Source organism: Curtobacterium guangdongense (assembly GCF_049341845.1).
Lineage (GTDB): Bacteria > Actinomycetota > Actinomycetes > Actinomycetales > Microbacteriaceae > Curtobacterium > Curtobacterium guangdongense.
Genome location: NZ_JBMPIT010000014.1, coordinates 17,678 through 41,327 on the forward strand (window position 1 = coordinate 17,678; position 23,650 = coordinate 41,327).

Genomic DNA, 23,650 nt, shown 5'->3' on the forward strand with positions numbered 1-23,650 from the left:
CACCAACGAAAGGGGCCGGGGTGGCGCGCGAAGCACAGCGGATCGACGACGATGCGCACAAGGTCGAGGCACAGGCGGTCGTCCCGGTCGCCCCGCCGGATCCCGAGGCCGACGACACCGCCCTCGCCGACCCGGCCGAAACGGCTCGGGCGCTGGCATTGTGCGTCGCGGAGATCCTGACCGGAGCGCGGGAGGTCGACAGCATCGCGCGGTGGATCACCGACGACGTGCACCGGCACCTGCAGCAGCGGGCCGCCTACGCCGCCCGCGCACGCTCGGCGACCCGCCGGGCCCACGCACGCGCGACGATCCGCGCCGGCAGCGTCGTCGTGAGCCGACCGCGGGACGGGGTGGCCGAGGCGAGCGTCGTGGTCCACACACGGAGCCACGCGCGCGCCGTCGCGATCCGGCTCGAGGAGCGGGCCGGAAGGTGGCGGGCGACCGCCGTCGGCATGCTCTGAGCGCACGGACGGACGGGAGGCCCGGTGCCAGCTGGCACCGGGCCTCCCGTCCGTCCGTGTGGCGCGTCAGCCCTTCTTGGCGGCCTGACGACGCTCGGCCCGGTTGGTCGACGCCTGGCCGGAGGCCGTAGCCGCCGACCCGAACGCGGAACCCTTCTCCGGGCCGGCTGCGGCTTCTTCCTCCGCCTGGGCACGCTGCGCGAGGGCCGTGGCGGCCTGCTCGAGGCGACCACGCTCGTCGCGGACCTCGACCTCGCCGTCGATCGACGGTGCGGAGTACTCGAGGCCGGAGACCTCGTCCTCGCTGAGGCCCTTCGCCTCGATGACCGCGTTCTCGCCGTCGGACTGGACCTGCACCTCGAGGTTGAACAGGAAGCCGACGGACTCTTCGCGGATCTGCCCCATCATGCTCTGGAAGAGCGCGTAGCCCTCGCGCTGGTACTCGACCAGCGGGTCGCGCTGGGCCATCGCACGGAGGCCGATGCCGTCCTTGAGGTAGTCCATCTCGTAGAGGTGGTCACGCCAGCGGCGGTCGACGACCGAGAGCACCACGCGACGCTCGAGTTCGCGCATCGCCTCGTCGCCGAGGGTCTCCTCGCGGTTGGCGTAGGCGAGCTTGGCGTCGGAGAGGATCTCGCGACCGAGGAACTCCCTCGTCGCCTTGCCCTTCGAGCCGGCCTCGGTGATGACCTCGTCGATGGTGATCGAGATCGGGTACAGCGTGCCGAGCTCGGTCCACATCGCGTCGAGGTCCCAGTCGTCCGGGCTGCCTTCCCCGGTGTGGGTGTCGATCACGTCGTCGATGACGTCCTTGAGGAACGTCTGCGTGCGCTCGTGGAGGTCGTCGCCCTCGAGGATCTGCCGGCGGTCGCCGTAGATCGCCTCGCGCTGGCGGTTCAGGACGTCGTCGTACTTCAGGACGTTCTTGCGGATCTCGGCGTTGCGGCCCTCGACCTGCGACTGCGCCGAGCGGATCGCACGCCCGACGAGCTTGTTCTCGATCGCGAGGTCGTCGGGGACGTTCGAGCGGCCCATCAGGCTCTCGGCAGCGCCGGAGTTGAACAGGCGCATCAGGTCGTCGGTCAGCGACAGGTAGAACCGGCTCTCACCGGGGTCCCCCTGACGGCCGGAACGACCACGGAGCTGGTTGTCGATGCGGCGGGACTCGTGGCGCTCGGTGCCGAGGACGTACAGGCCGCCGGATTCGCGGACCTTGTCGGCCTCTTCCTTGATCTCGGCCTTGACGCGGTCGAAGACCTCGTCCCAGGCGGCCTCGTACTCGTCCGGGGTCTCCGTCGGCGAGAGGCCCTTGGCGTGCATCTCCTGCACGGCGAGGAACTCCGCGTTGCCGCCGAGCATGATGTCGGTCCCTCGGCCGGCCATGTTCGTCGCGACGGTCACGGCGCCGAGGCGACCGGCCTGGGCGACGATCGCGGCTTCACGCGCGTGGTTCTTCGCGTTGAGGACCTCGTGCTTGACGCCCTTCTTCGCGAGGAGCTTCGAGAGGTACTCCGACTTCTCGACGCTGGTGGTGCCGACGAGGACGGGCTGGCCCTTCTCGTGGCGCTCCGCGATGTCCTCCGCGACCTGCTCGAACTTCGCCTTCTCGTTCTTGTAGACGAGGTCGGTCTGGTCGATGCGCTGCATCGGGCGGTTCGTCGGGATCGGGACCACGCCGAGCTTGTACGTCGACATGAACTCGGCCGCTTCGGTCTCCGCGGTACCGGTCATGCCCGAGAGCTTCTGGTACAGACGGAAGTAGTTCTGCAGCGTCACCGTGGCGAGGGTCTGGTTCTCGGCCTTGACCTCGACGCCCTCCTTCGCCTCGATGGCCTGGTGGATGCCCTCGTTGTAGCGACGGCCCATCAGGATGCGGCCGGTGTGCTCGTCGACGATGAGGACCTCGCCGTTCATCACGACGTAGTCCTTGTCGCGCTTGAACAGCGCGTCCGCCTTGATGGCGTTGTTGAGGAACGAGATCAGCGGGGTGTTCGCCGACTCGTAGAGGTTGTCGATGCCGAGGTAGTCCTCGACCTTCTCGATGCCGGGCTCGAGGACACCGACCGTGCGCTTCTTCTCGTCGACCTCGTAGTCCTCGCCGGGGACGAGGCGCGTGGCGATGGACGCGAACTCGGTGAACCAGCGGTTCGCTTCGCCGGAGGACGGACCGGAGATGATGAGCGGCGTGCGGGCTTCGTCGATGAGGATCGAGTCGACCTCGTCGACGATCGCGAAGAAGTGGCCGCGCTGGACCATGTCCGACGCCTGCCACGCCATGTTGTCGCGGAGGTAGTCGAAGCCGAACTCGTTGTTCGTGCCGTAGGTGATGTCGGCGGCGTACTGCTCGCGACGCTCTGCCGGGGACTGGTTCGCGACGATGCAGCCCGTGGACATCCCGAGGGCGCGGAACACGCGGCCCATGAGCTCGGACTGGTACGACGCGAGGAAGTCGTTGACCGTGATGACGTGCACGCCGCGGGACGGGATCGCGTTGAGGTACGCGGCCGTCGTGGCGACGAGGGTCTTGCCCTCACCGGTCTTCATCTCGGCGATGTTGCCGAGGTGGAGCGCCGCACCGCCCATGAGCTGGACGTCGAAGTGCCGCATGCCGAGGGTCCGCTTCGAGGCTTCGCGCACGGCGGCGAAGGCCTCCGGCAGGAGGTCGTCGAGGGTCTCACCGTTGGCGTACCGCTCGCGGAGCTCCTTCGTCTCGTCCTGGAGTTCCTCGTCGGTGAGGCTCGCGAAGTCGTCCTCGAGGTCGTTGATGGCCGAGGCGTACGCCTTCAGCCGGCGGAGGGTGCGCCCTTCACCGACGCGGAGGACCTTCTCCAGCACGTTTGCCACGTGAACTCCTTACGAGTGGACGCACCCGGTCGGCGCGTCCGATTCAGCCAGTCATGCTAGCAACCCGCTCGATCCCCCCGCTGGGAGCGGCACGCGTGTGCGCGGCCCGCGAACGGACCGCGCACACGTCGACCTGGCGGTGGGGATCAGGCGATCGCCGCTGCCGGCGTCCGTTCAGCGGAGGCGTCTGCACCATCGCCGTCGATGCCGATCACGCCGTAGTCCCATCCCTTGCGGCGGTAGACCACGCTCGGGCGACCGCTCTCCGCGTCCACGAAGAGGTAGAAGTCGTGCCCGACGAGCTCCATGTAGTAGAGCGCGTCGTCGACGCTCATCGGCGCGGCCTGGAAGACCTTCTCGCGGATGACCACGGGGCAGTAGACGTCGTCTTCTTCCTCGTGGTGGTCCTCGTCGACCACCGTGATCGCCCCCGTCGCGACGTCGTCGATGAGCTTGCCGTCCGCCGGCGTGACGCCCATCCCGTCGAAGGCAGTCCCGGAGGCCTCGGCGACGGAGGTCGGGCGGTGACGCCCACGGTGCACCTTCCTGCGGTCGCGCGCTCGGCGCAACCGCTCCATGATCCGCGCGAATGCCAGATCGAACGCCGCGTACTTGTCCGATGCCGCCGACTCCGCCCGGACGAGCGGACCGGGGCCGATCAACGTCAGCTCGACACGGTCCTCGCCCTGGCTGCCACCGCTCTTCTCGTGGTGGCGGCTGATGCGCACCTCGAAGGCGAGGGCGCGGTCGGCGAGCACGTCGATCTTGTCGGACTTCTGTTCGACGTAGGTGCGGAATCGGTCGGTGATCCCGACGTTCCGGCCCGTGATCGTCACGTCCATGCGCGGCTCCCATCCGTACTTCGGCGCGTCGCCTCCATCCGGCGAACCCGAACGCCTTGTCCCGGAGGCTAGACCCGCCGGGACCCCCGCGTCATCCGTTGCTGGCGAGTCGTGCCGGACACCCACCGGATACCCAGTGGACATCGGGTGTTCACCGATCCCGGCGTCGCGCATCAGCTGTCCACGCTCGCGGTCGCGACGCATCGCGTGACCCGTCCGCCGGCGGCCCGCACGGCGCGGACCGCCTCGGCCATGGTGACGCCGGTGGTCACGACGTCGTCGACCACCACGACGTCGCGGCCGGCGAACCGCACCGCGGACAGGGTGCCGACGGTGGCGGCGACGCGCTCGACGGCGGTGCGTTCCTTCTGCCCGTCAGCACCGCCACGCCCACGTCGGAGCGGCCGTGTCCCGCGGACACCACCGCGCGCGAGCAGGAGCACGACGGTGTCGAACCCGCGCCGACGTCTCCCCCGTGGCGACGGCGGCACCCGGACCACGACGGTGCCCGGCGGCGACGCGGCCAGTGCGAGCCGGACGAGGTCCGCGGTCGGACGTCCGAGCAAGGCTGCGACGTCGACCCGGCCGCGGAGCTTCAGTTCGAGGAGGAGCGTGCGGACGAGTCCCTCGTACTCGAACGCCGCGTCGAGCCGGACGCCGGCGACCAGCCGGACCCGCCGGGGTCGACGTGCGAGGTCGGCGCGACAGGCCGGGCACACGGCACGATCCGGGGCGCCGCACCCGAGGCACGACACGGGCAGGAACAGCCCGACGACGGCGAGGACCGCATCGCGCCACGCCCCCGGGACCGGACGGTGACGCGGAGCAGGAGCAGCCATGCCACGATCCTCACCGCACCCGGCGCCGGACGGGCGCCGATCCGCCGGACGGTGGACGAGCCTCCAGTCCGACCGCCTGTGGAGGAAGGACGCTAGCGCTGCGTCCCCAGCACGTCCGCGGTGACCCCGGTGCGGTCCCACCCGCCGCCGGTGGACTGCAGTACCTGCCCGTCCATCGTCCGCAGCAGCAACGATCCCCCACTGCCCCCGGTGATCGCGGTGGCCGTGCCCTCCGGGCGCTGGAGTGTCGTGGACTGCCCGCCGATCGTCGAGCGGACCACGGTCTGCCCGGTCGAGGTCTGCCCGAGCGACGCGACGTCCAGGTCGCTGACCCAGGTGGCCCCGAGCGCGGTCCCGGACGCGGCCTGCAGCCGCACCGGCGCACCGAGCGCCGTCGGGGTCCGGTCCGAGTCACGGATGATCGCCATCACGTACAGTCCCGGCCCGTCGTCGGTGTCGATGAGCGCGAGGGCCCTGGCCGAGTCGCGGGACACCTGGAACGACACGAGCTTCCCGTCCGGCAGCGTCGACGACACCTGGTGCGGGTCGCCGCCGAGACCGTACGCGGTGATGCTCCTGGTGTCGGACCGGTCACCGACCCAGACGAAGCCGGCGTCGTCGATGGACGGCGCGATCGCGGAGCTCCTGGTGTCGATCCGGAGCTCCGGCTTCCCGCTGCGCACCACGAAGACGCCGTCAGCGTTGCCCACGGCGGCCTCCGAACCGGCGGCGCTGAGCGAGATCGAGGTCGGCCGGAGCTTCGCGATCGTGCTCCCCATGCCGCCCCCGAGCGCCGTGACGTCCCCGGTGCCCGGCGCCGCGTACCCGACCGTGTCGCCGTCGTCGACGAGCGGCCGGGGGTCGACGTCGGGGTTGAGCACCGCCGAGGTGCCGCTGGAGTCCGGCACCGAGAAGCTCGCGCCCTCGGCCGTCAGGTCGACGGACGAGATGGTCGCCACGGACGACAGTGACCTGGCGAGTTGCTCGCGCATGCGGACCTTGTCCACCGTCGTCGCCCGCAGCGCGTCGCGCGACAGGTCGACCTGGGCGTTGCCGCTGTCGACGGTGACCGCGTTCAGCGAGAGCTGCGTGCCCTCGGGGAACGACGTCACGACGGCGCCCTTCATCCACCCGGCCGGTCCGGCGAGCAGCGCGCTCACGATCCTCGTGCTCGTCGACGACCGGGCGAGGAACCAGCGCTCGTCGGGGATCAGGTACCGGTACGTCGGGTCGTAGAAGTACAGCGCGTGGGCCTGGAACACCTGCTCGAAGCTCACCGGCGACAGGATGATGCCATCGGGCGCGTAGCTGATCCGCCACTCGCCCCCTTCCTTCACGAACTGGAAGGTGAGCGTCGACGAGGTGGGGCGGACCGCCGGGGTGTACTCGCCGTCGCCGTCGACGGTCGCGCTGGCGGTGAGCGTGTAGGTGAGCTCGCGGGTGCCGACCCGTTCGACGTCGCCGTCGCCCTGCCGGACCGTGACGCTCTGCCGCGGGTTCCACTTCTGCGCGAACGAGCTGCTGAGGAACTCCCGGGCGATCGCGTAGTTGTCCTGGGCGCCGGTCGCGGCGTCGATGAACTTCTCGAGGACGGTGTCCTGGTCCTGCCCGTCCTGCGGTCCGCTCGGCCGGAAGTCCACCCCGGAGACGGAGTCGCCCTTGAGGCTCTGGCCGTCGCGGACCGGGCCGCCGGTGGGGATCGCGGCGCACGCGGTGAGGGCGACGAGCGCGACCGCGGCGAGCGCGACGCCGACGGTGCGGCGGACGCGGGCGCGGGCGCGGGTAGGGCCGCCCGCGTGCGGGCCCGTCCCGGTGCTCGTGCGGCGCGGCGTCATCGGGAGCCTCCTTCTCGGGGACCGTCGTAGGACTCGTCGAGCTCCGGCAGCGGGATCGCGGACGTCGCCGTGACCTGCTGCCCCTTGCGCGGGACCGTGAGCACGAACGCGGACCCCTCGCCCGGCCGACTCCACACGTCGATGCGGCCACCGTGCAGGTTCGCGTCGCCGAGGCTGATCGCGAGTCCGAGCCCGGTGCCGCCGATGGTCCGCTTGCGGCTCGGGTCCGCGCGCCAGAAGCGGTCGAACACGCGGGCGGTGTCCTCTGCGGGCATGCCGACACCGTGGTCGCGGACGGCGATCGCGACGGTCTTCGCGTCGCTGTCGACGACCACGTGCACCGGCTTGCCGTCGCCGTGCTCGATCGCGTTGCCGACGAGGTTGCGGAGGATGCGGCGGATGCGGCGGGCGTCGAGCTGCATCGTCGTGTGCCCACCGGGGGTGGCGAGCCGGAGGTCCACCCCGACGCGCTCGGCGAGCGGACGGAACTCGTCGACGATGTCGGTCGTGAGCGACGCCGGCACGACGGGCTCCGTCTCGAGCTCGACGGCCTGCGCGTCGTACCGGGATATCTCGAGGAGGTCGGCGAGCAGGAGCTCGAACCGCTCGATCTGGTCGTGGAGGAGCTCGGCCGACCGTCCGACCGCCGGCTCGAACGCGTGGCGGGCGTCGTACAGCACGTCGCCGGCGAGCCGGATCGTGGTGAGCGGGGTGCGGAGCTCGTGGGAGACGTCGGACACGAAGCGCTGCTGGACGCGGGAGAGTTCCGCGAGCTGGGTGATCTGGCGGCTGACGGCATCGGCCATGCCGTTGAAGCTCCGCGCCAGGACCGCGACGTCGTCCTCGCCCTTCACCGGGATGCGCTCGTCGAGCCGGCCGGCGGCGATCTTCCGGCTGGTCTCGGCCGCGCCGCGGATCGGGACGACGACGAGCCGGACGACGAGCGACGTCACGAGGGCGATGAGCACGATGAGCGCGACACCGCCGATGGACAGCGTCTGCGACACGAAGTCGAGGGTCTGCTGCGCGTCGGAGAGGTCGTAGACCAGGTAGAGCTCGTACTGCCCGGCGCTCGGGATCTGCAGCGTCGACCCGACCGCGAGCCCGGGTTCGCTCCGGCCGGCGTCGTCGAGTCGGACCGGCTGCAGGCTGAGGTTGCCGGTGTTCTTCCCGACCTCTTTCCGCAGCGCGTCGGTGATGACGGCGTCCGGGAAGTCGGGGCTGGCGAGGTTCTGCAGCGTCTGCGACGTGGACTGGTTCGGCGAGCGCTCGATCGCGATCCTGGTGCCGCCTGGGCTCGTCGTGTTCGACAGGATCGCCTGTTGCGCCTCGTTCTGCAGGGTCTCCAGCTCGGACTGGTTGTTGTCCTCGGCCGCGGTGGCCGCGTCGAAGATGCCCTGCGCGACGTTCGTCGCCCTGGCCGACTCCGCCTCGATCTGGTCGCGGCGCTGCGAGTAGACGTTGGTCGAGATGCTCAGCATCACGGCGGTGCCGATGATCGCGACCGCGAGGCCGGTGGTCGCCACGGTGATCGCGACGGACCGGACCATCAGGGAGCGGCGCCACAGGAACGCGACGCCGCGCCAGAGTCGCCTCGCCCACGACCGCATCCGTCGGCGCGCGCGCCCGAGGGACGTCAGGCCGGCCGAGGACGGCGGCACGGTGGTCAGGCTCCCCCGGCGCGGTAGCCGACGCCACGGACGGTGGACACGATGCGCGGGTTGTCCGGGTCGTGCTCGATCTTCGCGCGGAGGCGCTGGACGTGCACGTTCACCAGTCGGGTGTCCGCCTTGTAGTGGTAGCCCCAGACCTGCTCGAGCAGCATCTCGCGGGTGAAGACCTGGTTCGGCTTCTCGGCGAGGGCGCGCAGCAGGTCGAACTCGAGCGGCGTGAGCGCGATGACGGCGTCGCCGCGACGGACCTCGTGCCCTGGCACGTCGACGGTGAGGTCCCCCACGTGCAGCACGGCGGCGTCGGACGCCGTGGGGCGCAGCCGGGTGCGGATGCGGGCGACGAGCTCCTTCGGGTTGAACGGCTTCACGACGTAGTCGTCCGCGCCGTTCTCGAGTCCGGCGACGACGTCGGAGGTGTCGCCCTTCGCGGTGAGCATGATGATCGGCGTGCCGCTCTCGGCGCGGATGCGACGGCAGACCTCGATGCCGTCGATACCGGGGAGCATGACGTCGAGGAGGACCAGGTCGGGCTTCGTCGAGTGGAAGGCGTCCACGGCGTCGTTGCCGTCGGCGCTGAACTCGGGCTCGTAGCCCTCCGAGCGGAGGACGATGCCGATCATCTCGGCGAGGGCCTGGTCGTCGTCGACGACGAGGATGCGCGGTGTCATGTGATGTGGACTCCGGGTGCGGTGCGGGGGTGCCCGGGCAGGCACCTCCCGTTCACGATAGCCGAGGCCCCATCAGGCTGCGTTTTCCGACAGGATGGGAGCGACCGCGTGTTGCCTCGCGCGGCCGACGTGAGGGGGCGGTTCGATGGCCGGCGACGAATGGCGCGTTCCGGGGACGGGTGCACAGCCGGGAGGCTCGGAGCACGTCCCGACGCCACCCCCGTTCCCGGGTGGGTCGGCTCCACTGCCCCCACCGCCACGTCCGGCCGCGTCGCGTCCGGTGATCCCGCTGCGGCCGCTCGGCCTCGGCGACGTCCTGGCCGGAGCGTTCACGGTGTTCCGGCGGAACGCCCGCGTGCTCCTGCTCTGGAGCCTGCTGCTCTCCGGCGTGCTCGGGCTGGTGTCCACGCTCGTGTCGACGCTCGGCCGACAGTCGTTGCAGTCCAGGATGTTCTCCGCGGTGGACGGCTCCGGCTCCGGTGACGCCGACACGATCCTCGCCGGGTCCGTGCTGCTGTACCTCGTGCTCTCCGTCGCGGTGCCGTTCCTCGCATGGCTCGCCCGCGGGTTCCTCGTCGCACCGGTCGCCGTCGACACCGGGCAGCGCGTGCTCGGGCGTCGAGGGACCTTCCGCGGGCTCTGGTCCCTGCTCGCGGGGCGCCGGCTCTCGGTCGTCTGGTGGATGCTCCTGCAGCTCGCCGCCGGGCTCGTCGTCGGGGTGCTCTTCGGCGTGGTGGTCGTCGGGTTCGTCGGCGCCCTGAGCGCGAGCAACAGCGGCGTCGGCGGCTTCGTGCTCGGGATCATCGGGATGGTCCTCGGGTTCATCGTGCTCGTCGCGTTCCTCGACACGCGGTTCGCCTTCACCGTCGCGACGATCGCGCTGGAGGGCCGCGGCGTGTTCGCGGCGGCGGCGCAGTCGTGGCGGCTCACCCGCGGGGCGTTCTGGCGGACGTTCGGGATCCGGCTGCTCGTGACGGTGGTGTTCTGGTTCGCGGCCGGCATCGCGAGCACGCCGCTGACGCTCGGCGCCGCGCTGTTCTCCGGCGTGTTCGACCCCCTCGGGCAGACCGACGCGGGCTCCGGTGTCTCGCCGGGTGCCGTCGTCGCGCTCGTGCTCGGCAGCCTCCTGGTGATCGCGGTGCAGTGCATCACCGACGTGCTGAGCGCCTCGGTGACGACCTTCCTGGCGATCGACCGACGGATCCGGACCGAGGCACTCGACCAACGGATCGCGTCGCACCTCGAGACCGGGCAGCCCGTCGACCCGTTCGCTCCGGCAGCGCCCGTGTCCCGGCCGCCGTGGCCAGGAGCCGGTCCGTGGCAGCAGGGTTGGCCGGGGCAGCAGGACCCGCGGCAGCCGCAGCAGTACGGCTGGCCGCAGGCGCCGCAGCAGTGGGGTCCGCCGCGACCCGGTGGGCAGTGATGGCGGCGGTCGACCCCGACGAGGCCCGCCGGCTCCTCGAGCGCGAGCTCCAGCGTTCCGAGTACGACGGCGCGCACGTCACGTGGTGGGACCGGTTCTCGCGGGGGTTCTTCGAGTGGCTCGGCACACTCCGTCCCGACGGCATCGGCTCGCCCGCGTTCGGCAGGACCCTGCTCGTCGTCGCGATCGTCGTCATCGTCGCGGTGGTCGTCCTCGTGGTGGTCGCCCGTGGTCTCCCCCGGCGACGGGCCCGGCTGCGCGCCGAACGCATCGGCGGGGTGCTCGACGACGACGACCTGCGCTCGGCGGCCACGATCGCCGAGGCCGCTCGCGCCGCTCTGCGGTCGGGTGACTGGTCGACCGCGGTCCTCGAGGGCTACCGCGCCCTGGCTCGTGGACTCGGCGAACGCGACCTCGTCCCCGACGTCCCCGGTGCGACCGCTCGGGCGATCGCGGTGCGGGCCGCGACGGTGTTCCCGGCGTCGGAGTCGGCCCTGCACACCTCGGCGACGACGTTCGACGCGACCAGGTACCTCGGCGTCGACGCCGACGAGCGGGCCGCGCGGCAGGTGCTGGACACCGAACACGAGATCAGGACCGCTCGTCCCGCCAGGTCTGCCACACCGGCGGTCCCGGCATGACGGCCGCCACCATCGACGCCGTCCCTGTCCGCGCTGAGGGGCGGCGCGTCCGCTTCGCGATCTGGACCCTCGTGGCCCTCGTCGGGGTGCTGCTCGCGGCACTGACCGCGATCATCGGTACCGACAACGGCCCGTCGAACGCCCCGCTCGACCCGTCCTCGGCGACCGCGAGCGGCTCGAAGGCGCTCGTGCGGGTGCTCGAGCAGCAGGGCACGGACGTGGACGTGGTGCACGACGCCGACCGGCTCGGCAGCGGAACGGTGTTCGTCGACGACTCCGCCGGGGTCCTCGCACCGGCCGTCGCACGACGCATCGCCCGGACCGTCCCCGACGTGGTCCTCGTGACGAGCGACCCGGCCGTGCTCGAGGCGTTCGGGCTCGACGCCGAACCCGCCGCGTCGATCGACACGACCGACACGGTGTCGACCACGTCGTGCGACATCGCCGCCGCCCGGACCGCCGGCCGGGTGAGCACGACGGGCACCGGCTACACGGTGCCCGCGTCCGCCGGGGTCCGCTGCGCGCCGACCGGGACCGGAGCCGACCGCACGTGGGGCCTCGTCGAGTCGCAGACCGCCTCGGGCACCGTCACCCTCGTCGGCACGACCGCCGCGTTCCGCAACGACACGATCACCACGGCCGGCAACGCGGCGCTCGCGCTCGGGCTGCTCGGCGGGGAGGACCACCTCGCCTGGTACGTGCCGACCGCCGGGAGCGCCGACGCAGCGCCGACCCTCGGCGAACTCGCACCGCCGTGGCTGCCGAGTGCGATCGCGATCCTGGCGCTCGTCGCGGTGGCGGCCGCGATCTGGCGGGGGCGTCGGCTCGGCCCGCTCGTCGTCGAGCAGCTCCCCGTCGTCGTCCGCGCCTCCGAGACCACCGAGGGCCGTGCACGCCTGTACGGCAGGACCCGCGACCGCACGTACACCCTGGACACGCTCCGGCTCGCCGCGATCCGCCGCATCGGCCGGAGGCTCGGGCTCCCCCGCTCGGCGCACGTCGACGACGTCGTCCACCGCGCGGCGACCGCGACGGGCCTGCCCGCGCAGCACGTCGGCGCGGTGCTCGTCGGCGGACCGACCACCGACGACCGCGCGCTGGTCGACGGAGCCGATGCGCTCGACCAGCTCGAGCGCGCCGTGAGCCGAGCCGTCTCCGGGGACGCACCACGGGCCTCCCGTCCGGCCGGCCCGGCCCCGTCAGCAACCGCACCTGCCACCGATCCCCGACCAGGAGGACGACCGTGACCGACCACCCCACCAGCGCGACCAGCGCACCCACCGTGACGGCGGATCCGCTCCGCGACGCCTTCGGCCGGGTCCGCGCCGAGGTCGGCAAGGCCGTCGTCGGACAAGAGGGCGCGGTCTCCGGCATGATCGTCGGCCTGCTCGCCCAGGGGCACGTCCTGCTCGAGGGCGTCCCCGGCGTCGCGAAGACCCTGCTCGTGCGGAGCCTCGCCGCGGCGATGGCGCTCGACACGAAGCGGATCCAGTTCAGCCCGGACCTGATGCCCGGTGACGTCACCGGCTCGCTCGTCTACGACGCCTCGACGGGCACCTTCCCGTTCCGTGAGGGCCCGGTGTTCACGAACGTGCTCCTCGCCGACGAGGTCAACCGCACCCCGCCGAAGACGCAGTCGGCGCTCCTCGAGGCCATGGAGGAACGTCAGGTCAGCGTCGACGGCACGGCGAAGCCCCTCCCCGACCCCTTCTTCGTCGCCGCGACGATGAACCCGATCGAGTTCGAGGGCACCTACACGCTGCCGGAGGCCCAGCTCGACCGCTTCCTCATGAAGCTCACGCTCGACGTGCCGCCCCGTGACGTCGAGTGGCAGGTGCTCCGCCGGCACGCGGACGGGTTCGTGCCGCGCGACGTCCGGTCCGCCGGCATCGTCCCCGTGGTGGGCGCTGCCGAGGTCACCGCCGCACAGCGTGCCGTCCGCGGTGTCGGCGCCCGCGACGACGTCCTGGCGTACATCGTCGACCTCGCCCGGGCGACCCGGCAGGCACCGTCCGTTCGGGTCGGCGTGAGCCCGCGTGGCGCCACGGCACTCCTCGCCGCCGCGAAGGCCTGGGCCTGGATCACCGGCTACGACGCGATCACCCCCGACCACGTGCAGGCGATGCTGCTACCGGTGTGGCGGCACCGGCTCCGGGTCGCCGCCGACGCCGAGCTCGAGGGCGTCGGCGCCGACGGGGTCCTGCAGCAGGTGCTTGAACAGGTTCGGGTGCCGATCTAGTGGCGATCTCCGGCCGGTTCGTCGCGCTCCTCGCCGTCGCGATCGTCCCCACCGTGCTGCTCGGCAGCGGGTGGGGCGGTCTGGCGTGGGTGCTCGTCGTCGTGCTCGGGGCCGGGCTCGACCTGCTGCTCGCCGCCGACCTCCGCACCGTGCGCGTCGACCGGCGGATGCCGCGGCTCGCCCGCCGGGACACCACCGCCGACGGCACCCTGGTGCTCGCGAACGACGGCACGAGGTTGCTCCGAGCAGTCGTGCGCGACATGTGGGAGCCGTCCGCCGGCCAGGCACCCCGCCGCATCACGATGACGGTGCCGGGCGGTGAGCGTCGGACCGCGCGGATGCGGTTCACGCCGTTCCGTCGGGGCCGTCGCCGGACTTCCGGCGTGGCGGTGCGGTCGTTCGGGCCCCTCGGGCTCGCCGCACGGCAGCGTGTCCTCGTGGCACCGGCAGAGCTCGTCGTGACGCCGCCGTTCCGCTCCCGCCGACACCTGCCGTCGCGCCTCGCCCGGCTCCGGGAGCTCGACGGCGAGACCACTCTGCAGCTCCGCGGGCACGGCACCGAGTTCGACTCGCTCCGTGACTACGTCCGCGGCGACGACGTGCGATCGATCGACTGGCGGGCGACGGCCAGGCGGCAGGACCTCGTCGTGCGGACCTGGCGCCCCGAGCGGGACCGGCGGGTGATCGTCGTCGTCGACGCCGGTCGGGCAGGGGCCGGACGGGTCGGCGACGAACCACGTCTGGACACCTTCATCGAGGCGGCGCTCCTCATCGGCGCCCTCGCTGCCGCGGCCGGCGACCGGGTGGACCTCGCTGTGGTCGACGACGGTGTCCGGGGGCGCGTGCACGGCGCCACGCGAACCGACGTGGTGCAGCGGTTCGGGGAGACGCTCGCGCTCGCGGAGCCGGGGCTCGCCGCGACCGACTGGGCAACGGTGCCGGCGCTGGTCGACTCGGTCACGACGCAGCGGTCGCTGGTGGTGCTCGCGACCAGCCTCGACTCGGTCGGTGCGTCCGGGGACCTGCTCACGGTGCTGCCGGCGCTGGCGCGACGGCACGCGGTGGTCGTGACGGCCGTCGACGACCCGGCGGTGGCCCTGATGGCTCGCGGTCCAGGGGGCGACGAGCGGGACGGACGAGCACCGGGCCTCCCGTCCGCCGGTCGGGACGTCTACCGGCGTGCCGCGGCAGAACGCTCGTTGCTCGATGCCGAGGGCGTGGCGGACGTCGCGCGGCGTGCTGGCGTCGAGGTCGTGCGAGGCACGCCGGAACAGGTGCCGCCGCTGGTCGCGGACGCCTACCTGCGTGCGAAGGCGGCCGGGAGGCTCTGAGCACCTCCGCCGTCCGGGTCGCGGCCCGGCGTCGGCTCGGCTCACCATGTCTGCGCACTCGCCCGTGTGCGCGAGCGCCCCGATGCGGACCGGTCAGCCGGCGACGATGGCGGAGGCGCCTCGGTCGAACTCCTCGACGTCGCCCCGCTCCCCCGCGAGAGCCGCGCGCCGACCGATCACCCACTGGTAGTACAGGACGACCGCCAGCGCCACGGTCCCGATGCCGATCTTCAGGGGCCACGGCCAGTCCTGGCGCGTCACCGTCCCCTCGACGATCCCGGACAGCAGCAGGGTCAGCACGAGTCCGATCGCGACGGCGATCAGGGCGCGTCCGTCCTCGGCAAGGGCCTGCGCACGGGTGCGCTGTCCCGGTGCCACCCAGGACCAGAAGATCATCAGGCCGGCGCCGCCCGCGAGGAAGATCGAGTAGAGCTCGAGCTGCCCGTGCGGGGCGATGTAGAGGAAGAAGTCGCCGAGACGTCCCTGCGAGTGCATGATCGCGCCCGAGACACCGAGGTTCAACGCGTTCTGGCCGATCGAGTAGGGCACGAAGAGCCCGGTGATGCCGAACGCCACCATGCTCGCGGCGATGTACGCGTTGTTCGTCCACACCTGCGCCGTGAACGCGCCGAGGCCGTGGTCGGAGTAGTAGTCCACGAAGTCCTGCGTGGCGTACTGCCGGAGGGACTCCTGGGTGCCGAACGTCGCGACCGCGCCGGGCGTCGTCGTGATCCACACGCCCGAGACGAGCGCGATCACCGCCGTCGCGACGGCCACCCAGATCGTCACCCACCGGATCCGGTACAGCGCCGCCGGGAGCTGCAGGACGAAGAACGACGTGAGCATCGTCAGCGGGTCGGTCGGCGCGCCGGTGAAGCGGAGCCGTGCGCGGAAGAGCGTCAGGGAGAGTCGGTCTCCGGTGGCGGAGCGCGGCGCGACACCACGGATCCGGGCGAGGTCGGTCGCAGCGGACTGGTAGCCGGTCACCAGACGGTCGATGTCCTCGCCGCTCGACGGCCGACGGCGCGCCAGCCGGTCGAGCTCCTGCCACTGCTGCCGGTGGACGTCGGCGTACGCGTCCAGGTCCATGCGGTGTCCCCCTCGTGCCGCTCCGGTGTGTCCGACAGAATGTTCCCATGCCGACGCGCGCCACGCCCAGGGACCTCGCCGACCGCCGCTTCGTGCGGGCGCTCGACGAGACCACCGACGAGCTGGTCGTGGGCGAGGCCGTTGCGCTGGACGTCGTGCCGGCCGGCATCGTCGCGCGGCTGGCGGCAGCGCTCCTCGACGGGCTCTGCCTCGTCGCGCTGTACGTGATGCTGCTGATCGGGATCGCCAGGGTGTGGCCGTCTGGTGTCGACGACGCGTGGCTGGCCGCCGCGCAGATCGCCGTCCTGGTCGTCGTGCTCGTGCTCGTGACCGCCGCGGTCGAGACGGTCACGCGCGGGAAGAGCGTCGGCCGCTACGCCCTCGGGACCCGCGTGGTGCGGCTCGACGGGGGTGCCGTGACGTTCCGGCACGCGTTCGCCAGGGCACTCGTCGGGCTGCTCGAACTCTGGGGGACGCTCGGGTCCCTGGCGCTGCTCGTCGCACTCTTCGGCTCGCGGCCACGGCGTCTCGGTGACCTCCTTGCGGGCACGGTCGTGCAGCACGAGCGCCTCGCGCGCTCCGCCGACCCGGTCGTGCTCCTGCCCCCGTCGCTGCAGGCATGGGCCGCGGTCGCCGACGTCCGGGCGCTCCCCCAGCGCCTCGAGAACCGGCTCGGCGCGTTCTTCCGGGGTGCGGCTTCGGTGCAGCCCCCCCTGCGGCTCGCGACGGCGACGGCGTTGGCGGCCGAGGTCGCCGCGTACGCGCACCCCGTGCCGCCGGTCCCGGCAGAGGAGTTCCTCGCCGGGGTCGTCGCGCTCCGTCGTGCGCGGGACCTGCGGGCGTTCGGGGCCCGCGCGGCGACGCTCGACGCGGCAGCGGCGACCGCTGGGGCGCGCCCGCCGGGCTTCCCGCGCTGACGCGGCAGGCACTCGCCCGCCGAAGAACTGCGAAACGGACACAGCACCGCGAATGCACGCGGTGCTGTGTCCGTTTCGCGGTTCGGCGGCGCCGCCGCGCGCCCGCCGCCGACCGCGTCAGTAGCGGTAGTGGTCCGGCTTGTAGGGGCCCTCGACCGGGACGCCGATGTACGACGCCTGCTCCGGGCGGAGCGTCGTCAGCTGGACCCCGAGCGCGTCGAGGTGCAGGCGCGCGACCTTCTCGTCGAGGTGCTTCGGCAGGACGTACACGCCGGTCGGGTACTCCGAGCGCCGGGTGTGGAGCTCGATCTGGGCGAGGACCTGGTTCGTGAACGAGTTGCTCATCACGAACGACGGGTGCCCGGTGGCATTCCCGAGGTTCATCAGACGGCCCTCGCTGAGCACCAGGATCGAGCGTCCGGTCGGCAGCCGCCACTCGTGCACCTGCGGCTTGATCTCGATCTTCTCGGCACCGGGCAGCGCCTCGAGGCCGGCCATGTCGATCTCGTTGTCGAAGTGTCCGACGTTCGCCACGATCGCCAGGTGCTTCAGGCCGAGCATGTCGTCGACGCCCACGACACCGAGGTTGCCGGTGCACGTCACGACGATGTCCACCTGGTCGATGACGTCCGACAGGCGAGCCACCTGGTAGCCGTCCATCGATGCCTGCAGCGCGCAGATCGGGTCGACCTCGGACACGATGACGCGGGCGCCCTGGCCGCGGAGCGCTTCCGCCGCTCCCTTTCCGACGTCGCCGTAGCCCACGACGAACACGACCTTGCCGCCGATGAGCACGTCGGTCGCACGGTTCAGGCCGTCGGGCAGCGAGTGCCGGATGCCGTACTTGTTGTCGAACTTCGACTTGGTGACCGAGTCGTTGACGTTGATCGCCGGGAACTTCAGCTCGCCGGTGCGTGCCAGCTCGTACAGCCGGTGGACGCCCGTGGTGGTCTCCTCGGTCACGCCCTGGATGTCCGCGGCGATGCGGGTCCAGCGGTCCGAGGACTCGGCGAGGGAGGCGGCGACCGTGTCGAGCACGATGCGGTACTCGGCGCTGGCGTCGTCACCCGCCGCGGGCACGACACCGGCGGCCTCGGCGTCGGCGCCGGTGTGCACGAGCATCGTCGCGTCACCGCCGTCGTCGAGGATCAGGTTCGGACCAGCCCAGTCGGCACCGGCCGCAGCGGCCTCGGCGCTCCAGTCGAAGATCCGGTTGGTGCACCACCAGTACTCCTCGAGCGTCTCGCCCTTCCACGCGAACACCGGGACGCCGGCTGGTGCGTCCGGCGTGCCGGTGGGGCCGACCGCGATCGCGGCGGCCGCTTCGTCCTGGGTGGAGAAGATGTTGCAGCTCGCCCAGCGGACCTGGGCGCCGAGCGCGGTCAGGGTCTCGATGAGGACGGCGGTCTGCACGGTCATGTGCAGCGACCCGGCGATGCGCGCGCCGGCGAGCGGCTGCGACGCGCCGAACTCCTCGCGGAGCGCCATGAGCCCCGGCATCTCGTTCTCGGCGAGGCGGATCTGGTGACGACCGGCCTCGGCGAGGCCGAGGTCGGCGACGCGGAACGGAGCTGCGGCCTGGGTTTCGGTGGGCATGTGCTCCAGTCTCCCACGGTGGCCTGAAGGCTCGTGGCGGGCCGCACCGAGCCTCCTGTCCGGTGGTGGCCGGGTCAGTCCGCGGCGCGCTCCTCGCGGAGCGGCTCGCGGCGGATGACGTGCCAGCCCTGCGGGACCCGCAGGCGCGCGGCGTGCCGCGCGCAGAGGTCGTAGCCGTGCGGCTCGACGCGGGTGGACAGCGGGCCGACGACGACCATCGAGTCGCCGTAGTCGTACGTCAGGGTCGACGATGCGCTCGCGCCACAGGCGACCTTGCTGCAGATCCGTACGTCCATACCGTCGACGACCATACCGAACCAGGCGGTGGACGGCCCGCCGCGTACGATGTGGGGATGCGCCGCAAGCCCCGTCTCGTCACCCCGGTCGACCGTGGCCGAGGGCGCTCCCGCCACGGTCGGGGGTACCGGTCGAGCGTGACCGGACCGGACCTCGCTCCGATCATCACCAGGGCAGAGGCGTTCGACCGCATCGTCGGCGACACCGCGCACTACCTGCTCGGGCTGTGGCCGGACGAGCTGCACGGCGTCGTGTTCCAGGTGGCGGACATGCCCACGGACGCGTCGCTGCCCGACAGCATGCCGCGCTGGCGGGTGGACCACGCCGAGCGCCGGGTGACCGTCTTCCGGATCCCCGTCGAACGCGTGACCCGCTCCCCGGAGAAGGACGACGTCGACCGACGGATCATCGTGGAGACCGCGGTGTTCCGTGCGGTGGCCGAACTCATCGACAAGGACCCGTGGGACCTGGCGCCGGATCGCTACCGCCACTGGTGACCCCGCGGGCGCGCAGCGAGCCGCGCCCCGCCGCGCCCGCGCACCCGCCGCGGCGATCGAGGGAACAGAAATCGTCGAGTGGCGCGGGCCGACTCGACGATTTCTGTTCCCTCGATGGGGCGCGGGGCGCGGGGCGCGGGCGCGGGGCGCGGGGCGCGGGGCGCGGCGCGCGCCGCGGGGCGCGACCCGCGCGGGTCAGGGGTAGACGCGGACCGGGGTCGAGACATCCGTCGACGGGCGGATCGGGAAGCCGGCCACGCCGTCGTCACCCTGGTAGGTGACCCCGGCGACGAGGCCCTCCGCCCCGGTGATCGTGAGCTGCTTGGCGGTGTCCACGCCGACCGTCTGCGTGGAACCGGACGGCACGCGGACGGACTTCCGGTCGTCGCCGGAGCGGACGACGACGGTCGCGTCCTGCGTGGTCGGGTTGACGATGTTCAGGCGAGCGCCGTCACCAGGGGCGACCGACGTGATCGCCGTCGCGCCGAGGGGCTCGGCCGAGGCGAACCAGCCGAGGTCGGTCCGGCCCCGGTCGGTCGGCGTCGTCGTCCTGGCACCGGCCACGACGGGCTGCGTCGAGCTCACCGTGAACGAGTAGCGGCCATCGGGGAAGTCGTCGAGCGAGACGTCGGTGACCACGCCCGGCTCGGCGGTGGTGTTCACCGTGGTGCCGCCACCGTCCGCCGTGGTGATCCCGAGCGTGACGCGCGCGGCCGTGTCCCCGGGGACGAACAGCCGGACGATCGGGGCCGCATCGGCGGTGTCGTCACCGCGCTGCGCTTCCTGGGCGCCGCGGAGCACGACACCCGGGATGACCTGGCTGCGCGACGGGGCCGCACCGCCGGAGACGATGTCGAACCCGCCGGGGGTCAGCGTGCGGACGACGGTCTCCTGCATGTGCGCGACGATCTGCCCGCCGGAGGAGGTCACGTGCACGACCGTCGAGCCCTGGTCCGAGACGAACCCGGACAGCGGCACGACCTTCTGCGAGTTCGGCGCGACGACGATCCCGGTCGTGCCGGGGGCGCTGACCGTCCCCGAACCGTCGTAGATCGACAGGTCGACGGTGGCGTTCACGTCGGTCGGGTTCGACAGGGTGATGAGGCTGGTGCGGCCGGTCTCGGTCGAGCCGCCGACGAGCCACGTCGACTGCGACGGGTCGTCGCACGACGCGGCTGCCACGCCGACGAGGTCGCCGTTGGACACGCTCTGGTAGCTCGAACCGGCGACCTGCGGGGTGGTGTCCCCAGCCGGTGCGGTGAGCAGGGTCGGGTCGCTGCTGCCGTTCGTGCTCGACGCCAGGTCGGATCGCTCGACGGACTTCCCCGTCGTCGCCGTCGCCACCGTGGCCGTCCCGACCGTCGTCGCCTTCGTCGCGTCGTTGCCGGCGTCGTCGGAGAGCCGGAGGGCGCTGCCCGCGCACACGCGCTCGGCGTCGGCCGGCACCGGGGTCACCGTGCGTCCGGCTGGTCTGCCGGGGGCCTCGGTGGTCCCGAACGCGTGGGCGGCTCCGATCGTGCCGACGGCGACGACCACCGCGATGGCGGTCGCCGTGCCGCGGACGATCCAGCGGCGCGCGGGGGTGGTGCTCATTCGTCGCGCTCCTCGTCGAAGGTGGTGGCGGGTTCCTCGGCCTCGATGACGTTCGAGGTGGCACGGCGCCGACGCGGGGCGGTCGGGACGGCGAGGAGTGCTGCCGCGCCGAACACCACCCCGAGGACCACGAGGTACAGCACGTGGGTGGTCTTCGCGGCGGCCGACCCGGTCCCGGTGCGGTCGACGTCGCCCTCGTAGTGGAACAGCTGACCGCTCGTGGTCTCACCGATGCTGGTGAAGAGTGCGTTCTGCCCGATCGCACCGGCGGCGCGGTCGTGCACGGCCTTCGCCTGGTCGTCCGCCGGGGCGTCGTCGAGCAGCACGAAGCTGACGCCGAGCTCCTTGAGCGCGGGACGCGGGTCGTAGCCGCTCCGGCTGGCGAGGTTCCCCGCGAGGGTGGCCAGGCGCGACCCGGACGGCGACAGCGACAGCGCCGTGGCGTCGAGCGTGGACTGGTCGTCGAGCGTGGAACCCTGTCCGCGCTCGAGCGAGACCGCGAGCGAGCCGTCGGTCTGCGGGTCGACGACGAGCGTGCCGACGTCGGGGTTCGCCTGTGCCTCGGCGTTCACGTAGGCGCTCAGCACCCGGCCGGTGGTCGGCTGGATCACCGCGTTGCCGAGGTAGAACGCTGCGAACGCCGGTGCCACGGCGACTCCGGCGAACACCGTCGCGACGAGCCCGATGACCGGAGCCTGCCGCGGGACGGTGTCGATGCCGATGCAGGCGGCGATGACGATCGCCAGCCAGTACACGGTCAGCCCGCTGCCCGGCCACACGATGGTGGTCGTCGAGCCGACGCCCGTCACGGTGACGTGGGTGGCGGCGAACGCGGTGGCGAAGCCGAGGAGCGCTGCGATGAGCGCGGCGCCCGCCACGGACCAGCGGTGCCCGAGCATCGAGCCGAGTGCGGTCACCGCGATCGGCAGCGCCAGGATCGCCAGCGCGATCGGCAGCGCAGCGAGGACCAGGGACAGCGGCGCGCTGACCGGCAGCCACCCGTTCCAGTCCGGCAGCGGCTGCCCGATCGCGAGCTGCAGCGCGGAGGGCGCCCTGGTCGCTGACGGCACGCCGGGGTCGGCGAAGATCCCGAGCACGTTGCCGCGGGCGAGCTGGGTCAGCACGAGCGGCAGGAAGAGCACCGCGGCGGGGACCGCGATGAAGACCCGGCGGTGCGCGTGGCGCCAGCCGATGCCGAGCGCCACGAGCCACCCGATGAGCAGCACGGGCAGGAGCGACGGCGCTGACGCGGCGACGCCGGCGAAGAGCAGGGCCGCGCCGGACGCCGACGCCCACGAGCGGTGCGCCTCGAGCACGGTGAGGAAGAGCCACGGCAGGAGCACGTGGGCGATCACGGCGCCGAGGTGACCGGTCGTGACGGCTCCGACGAGCGACGGCGCGATCGTGTACAGCGCCGCACCGATCACGGGCACCCACGTGCGGGTCGTCACCTTGCGGACGACGAACCACGCACCGAGCGCCGACACCGGGAAGGCGAGCAGCATCACGACGACGACCGCTGTGGACGGCGACCAGAAGACGATCGACCCGAGCACGGCGAGCACCGCGGCGAAGGGGTCGCTCGGTCCGGTGAACCCGGTGCCGAGGGTGTGCCAGCCGTAGCCGACGTTCTGCCAGAGCTGCCCGACCGTCGTCGAGAGCGGCAGCAGCCCGCCACCGGTCAGTGCCGGGGAGCCGAGCAGCGGGAAGAGCGTGACGACGCTGAGGACGGCAGCGGCGAGGACGACCCAGATGCCGCCGTCGCCGAGGAACGACGCCCGGGCGATCGGTGCGTCCTCCACCCGCGCGAGCTCGACGTCGCGGGAGGTCGTGCGCCGTTCGTGGACGCGGCGCCAGCTGACCCGCAAGGGCTCGACGGCCGCCCACCCGAGCTTCTTCGTGCGCGCGAGCGCCGTGCGGGACCGACCGGCCCCGCCGCCGAAGGCCACCGCGAACGCCGCGGCCAGTTCGCCGGAGACCGCTGCCGGGTGCTTCGCGACGAGGTGCCCGATCGCACGGCCGAGCGCGAACGGCACGAGCGTGAGCCAGTGGATCCAGAGCACCCCGGCCGATGCGTACGTCATGCGGCGGTGCAGTTGCGCCTGCCGGTGCAGGCGCACACGACGGCCCTCGGAGACGCGCTTCCGTCCGAACTCCTCGATCGGACCGGCGCTCGTCATCCGCGCATCGGGGACGACCGCGACGCGGTGGCCCGCCAGGCGGACGCGCACGCAGAAGTCGAGCGCGGCGTCGACGTCGGGCAGCGCCGGGTCGAAGCCGCCGAGCGCGACCCACACGGAGCGGCGCACGAGCATGCCGCCGGCGGCGACCGCGAGGACGTCGGTGTTCCGGTCGTGCTGGCCCTGGTCGAGTTCGTCCTGCACGAGCACCAGCGAGCGACCGAACCGGGTCATGCTCTCGCCGAACGCGCGGATGCGGGAGGGGTCTTCGTCGTCCACGAGCTTCGGGCCGGCGACCGCCACGGAGGGGGCGATCTCGACGGCCGCGAGCATCTCGGCCAGGGCCGTCGGTGCCGGGGCGTTGTCGTGCCCGACCAGCCAGAGCCACTCGTCGACCGCTTCGTCGGACTCGGGGCGCGGCGCAGTCTTCTCGCCCGCGGCGACCGCGTCACCGAAGGAGCGTCCGGCGGGGATGCGGGTGAGCTGGGCGGAGCCGCCGAACTCCAGCTCGGCGGTCGACCCGTCGGTGGACCCGACGTCGACGACGACCAGGTTCTCGGGGTGGCGGGTCTGGTTCGCGAGGGCGGCCAGCGTCCGGTCGAGGTGGTCGGCACCGTTCGCGCAGACGAGGATCGCGGTGACACGGGGCTGAGCGGAACTGGGCTGCATGACGGGCGTCACTCTA

At 72.4% G+C, this 23,650-nt stretch carries 19 protein-coding genes; 8 read left to right on the top strand and 11 right to left on the bottom strand.

Going from position 1 to position 23,650, the window contains the following annotated elements; genetic code table 11:
* The first annotated feature begins 20 nt into the window (after positions 1-20).
* Complete coding sequence (locus tag ACO0E1_RS17435; RefSeq protein ID WP_422875317.1) at positions 21-461, top strand: Rv3235 family protein; 441 nt, start codon at positions 21-23, stop codon at positions 459-461.
* Between the two features lie 66 nt (positions 462-527).
* On the opposite strand, the gene secA is transcribed toward ACO0E1_RS17435, so the two are convergent.
* The 6 genes from secA to mtrA all read right to left on the bottom strand — a co-directional run bounded on the left by secA (position 528) and on the right by mtrA (position 9,162).
* Positions 528-3,305 carry a preprotein translocase subunit SecA gene (secA, locus tag ACO0E1_RS17440; RefSeq protein WP_422875318.1) on the bottom strand — a complete coding sequence of 926 codons (2,778 nt, stop codon included), beginning with the start codon at positions 3,303-3,305 and terminating at the stop codon, positions 528-530.
* A gap of 146 nt (positions 3,306-3,451) precedes the next feature.
* Complete coding sequence (gene hpf, locus ACO0E1_RS17445; RefSeq protein ID WP_422875319.1) at positions 3,452-4,147, bottom strand: ribosome hibernation-promoting factor, HPF/YfiA family; 696 nt, start codon at positions 4,145-4,147, stop codon at positions 3,452-3,454.
* A 173-nt stretch (positions 4,148-4,320) separates the two neighbouring features.
* Positions 4,321-4,986 (bottom strand): ComF family protein, encoded by a 666-nt coding sequence (locus tag ACO0E1_RS17450; protein ID WP_422875320.1) that lies wholly within the window; start codon positions 4,984-4,986, stop codon positions 4,321-4,323.
* 92 nt (positions 4,987-5,078) lie between these two features.
* Positions 5,079-6,821 (bottom strand): LpqB family beta-propeller domain-containing protein, encoded by a 1,743-nt coding sequence (locus tag ACO0E1_RS17455; RefSeq protein WP_422875321.1) that lies wholly within the window; start codon positions 6,819-6,821, stop codon positions 5,079-5,081.
* Positions 6,818-8,482, bottom strand: a complete 1,665-nt coding sequence (mtrB, locus tag ACO0E1_RS17460) for an MtrAB system histidine kinase MtrB (RefSeq protein WP_422875322.1) — start codon at positions 8,480-8,482, stop codon at positions 6,818-6,820. Before mtrB ends, ACO0E1_RS17455 begins: the two co-directional genes overlap by 4 nt.
* Positions 8,483-8,487: 5 nt before the next feature.
* Entirely contained in the window at positions 8,488-9,162 is a 675-nt protein-coding gene (gene mtrA / locus ACO0E1_RS17465; protein WP_281264960.1) for an MtrAB system response regulator MtrA, read from the bottom strand.
* A gap of 280 nt (positions 9,163-9,442) precedes the next feature.
* On the opposite strand from mtrA, the gene ACO0E1_RS17470 reads away from it, so the two are divergent.
* The 5 genes from ACO0E1_RS17470 to ACO0E1_RS17490 are packed head-to-tail and all read left to right on the top strand — an operon-like array spanning position 9,443 to position 14,796.
* On the top strand, positions 9,443-10,585 hold the full coding sequence (locus ACO0E1_RS17470; protein ID WP_422875323.1) for a DUF7847 domain-containing protein: 1,143 nt from the start codon (positions 9,443-9,445) through the stop codon (positions 10,583-10,585).
* Positions 10,585-11,226, top strand: coding sequence for a DUF4129 domain-containing protein (locus tag ACO0E1_RS17475; RefSeq protein ID WP_422875324.1), 642 nt, complete (start codon positions 10,585-10,587; stop codon positions 11,224-11,226). The genes ACO0E1_RS17470 and ACO0E1_RS17475 overlap by 1 nt, the downstream gene beginning before the upstream one ends.
* Positions 11,223-12,473 (top strand): DUF4350 domain-containing protein, encoded by a 1,251-nt coding sequence (locus tag ACO0E1_RS17480; protein WP_422875325.1) that lies wholly within the window; start codon positions 11,223-11,225, stop codon positions 12,471-12,473. The genes ACO0E1_RS17475 and ACO0E1_RS17480 overlap by 4 nt, the downstream gene beginning before the upstream one ends.
* The gene (locus ACO0E1_RS17485; RefSeq protein WP_422875326.1) at positions 12,470-13,465 is read left to right on the top strand and encodes an AAA family ATPase; all 996 of its coding nucleotides are present in this window, start codon (positions 12,470-12,472) and stop codon (positions 13,463-13,465) included. The genes ACO0E1_RS17480 and ACO0E1_RS17485 overlap by 4 nt, the downstream gene beginning before the upstream one ends.
* Complete coding sequence (locus tag ACO0E1_RS17490) at positions 13,465-14,796, top strand: DUF58 domain-containing protein (protein WP_422875327.1); 1,332 nt, start codon at positions 13,465-13,467, stop codon at positions 14,794-14,796. Before ACO0E1_RS17485 ends, ACO0E1_RS17490 begins: the two co-directional genes overlap by 1 nt.
* 93 nt (positions 14,797-14,889) lie before the next feature.
* Here the strand turns inward: ACO0E1_RS17490 and ACO0E1_RS17495 are convergent, their stop codons facing one another.
* Entirely contained in the window at positions 14,890-15,885 is a 996-nt protein-coding gene (locus ACO0E1_RS17495; RefSeq protein ID WP_422875328.1) for a stage II sporulation protein M, read from the bottom strand.
* Positions 15,886-15,932: 47 nt separating this feature from the next.
* Here ACO0E1_RS17495 and ACO0E1_RS17500 point away from each other — a divergent pair, with 47 nt between their 5' ends.
* Entirely contained in the window at positions 15,933-16,802 is an 870-nt protein-coding gene (locus tag ACO0E1_RS17500) for an RDD family protein (protein ID WP_422875329.1), read from the top strand.
* Positions 16,803-16,919: 117 nt separating this feature from the next.
* Here the strand turns inward: ACO0E1_RS17500 and ahcY are convergent, their stop codons facing one another.
* Together ahcY and ACO0E1_RS17510 are read right to left on the bottom strand one after the other, a co-directional pair.
* Entirely contained in the window at positions 16,920-18,398 is a 1,479-nt protein-coding gene (gene ahcY / locus ACO0E1_RS17505; RefSeq protein ID WP_422875330.1) for an adenosylhomocysteinase, read from the bottom strand.
* A 74-nt stretch (positions 18,399-18,472) separates the two neighbouring features.
* The gene (locus ACO0E1_RS17510) at positions 18,473-18,694 is read right to left on the bottom strand and encodes a DUF3499 family protein (protein WP_281264968.1); all 222 of its coding nucleotides are present in this window, start codon (positions 18,692-18,694) and stop codon (positions 18,473-18,475) included.
* Between the two features lie 57 nt (positions 18,695-18,751).
* Here ACO0E1_RS17510 and ACO0E1_RS17515 point away from each other — a divergent pair, with 57 nt between their 5' ends.
* Positions 18,752-19,192 (top strand): metallopeptidase family protein, encoded by a 441-nt coding sequence (locus tag ACO0E1_RS17515; RefSeq protein ID WP_422875331.1) that lies wholly within the window; start codon positions 18,752-18,754, stop codon positions 19,190-19,192.
* A gap of 195 nt (positions 19,193-19,387) precedes the next feature.
* Here the strand turns inward: ACO0E1_RS17515 and ACO0E1_RS17520 are convergent, their stop codons facing one another.
* Together ACO0E1_RS17520 and ACO0E1_RS17525 are read right to left on the bottom strand one after the other, a co-directional pair.
* Positions 19,388-20,785: a DUF5719 family protein gene (locus ACO0E1_RS17520; protein WP_422875332.1), complete on the bottom strand. Its 1,398-nt coding sequence runs from the start codon at positions 20,783-20,785 to the stop codon at positions 19,388-19,390.
* Positions 20,782-23,634 carry a glycosyltransferase gene (locus ACO0E1_RS17525; RefSeq protein ID WP_422875333.1) on the bottom strand — a complete coding sequence of 951 codons (2,853 nt, stop codon included), beginning with the start codon at positions 23,632-23,634 and terminating at the stop codon, positions 20,782-20,784. Before ACO0E1_RS17525 ends, ACO0E1_RS17520 begins: the two co-directional genes overlap by 4 nt.
* Between the last annotated feature and the right edge of the window lie 16 nt (positions 23,635-23,650).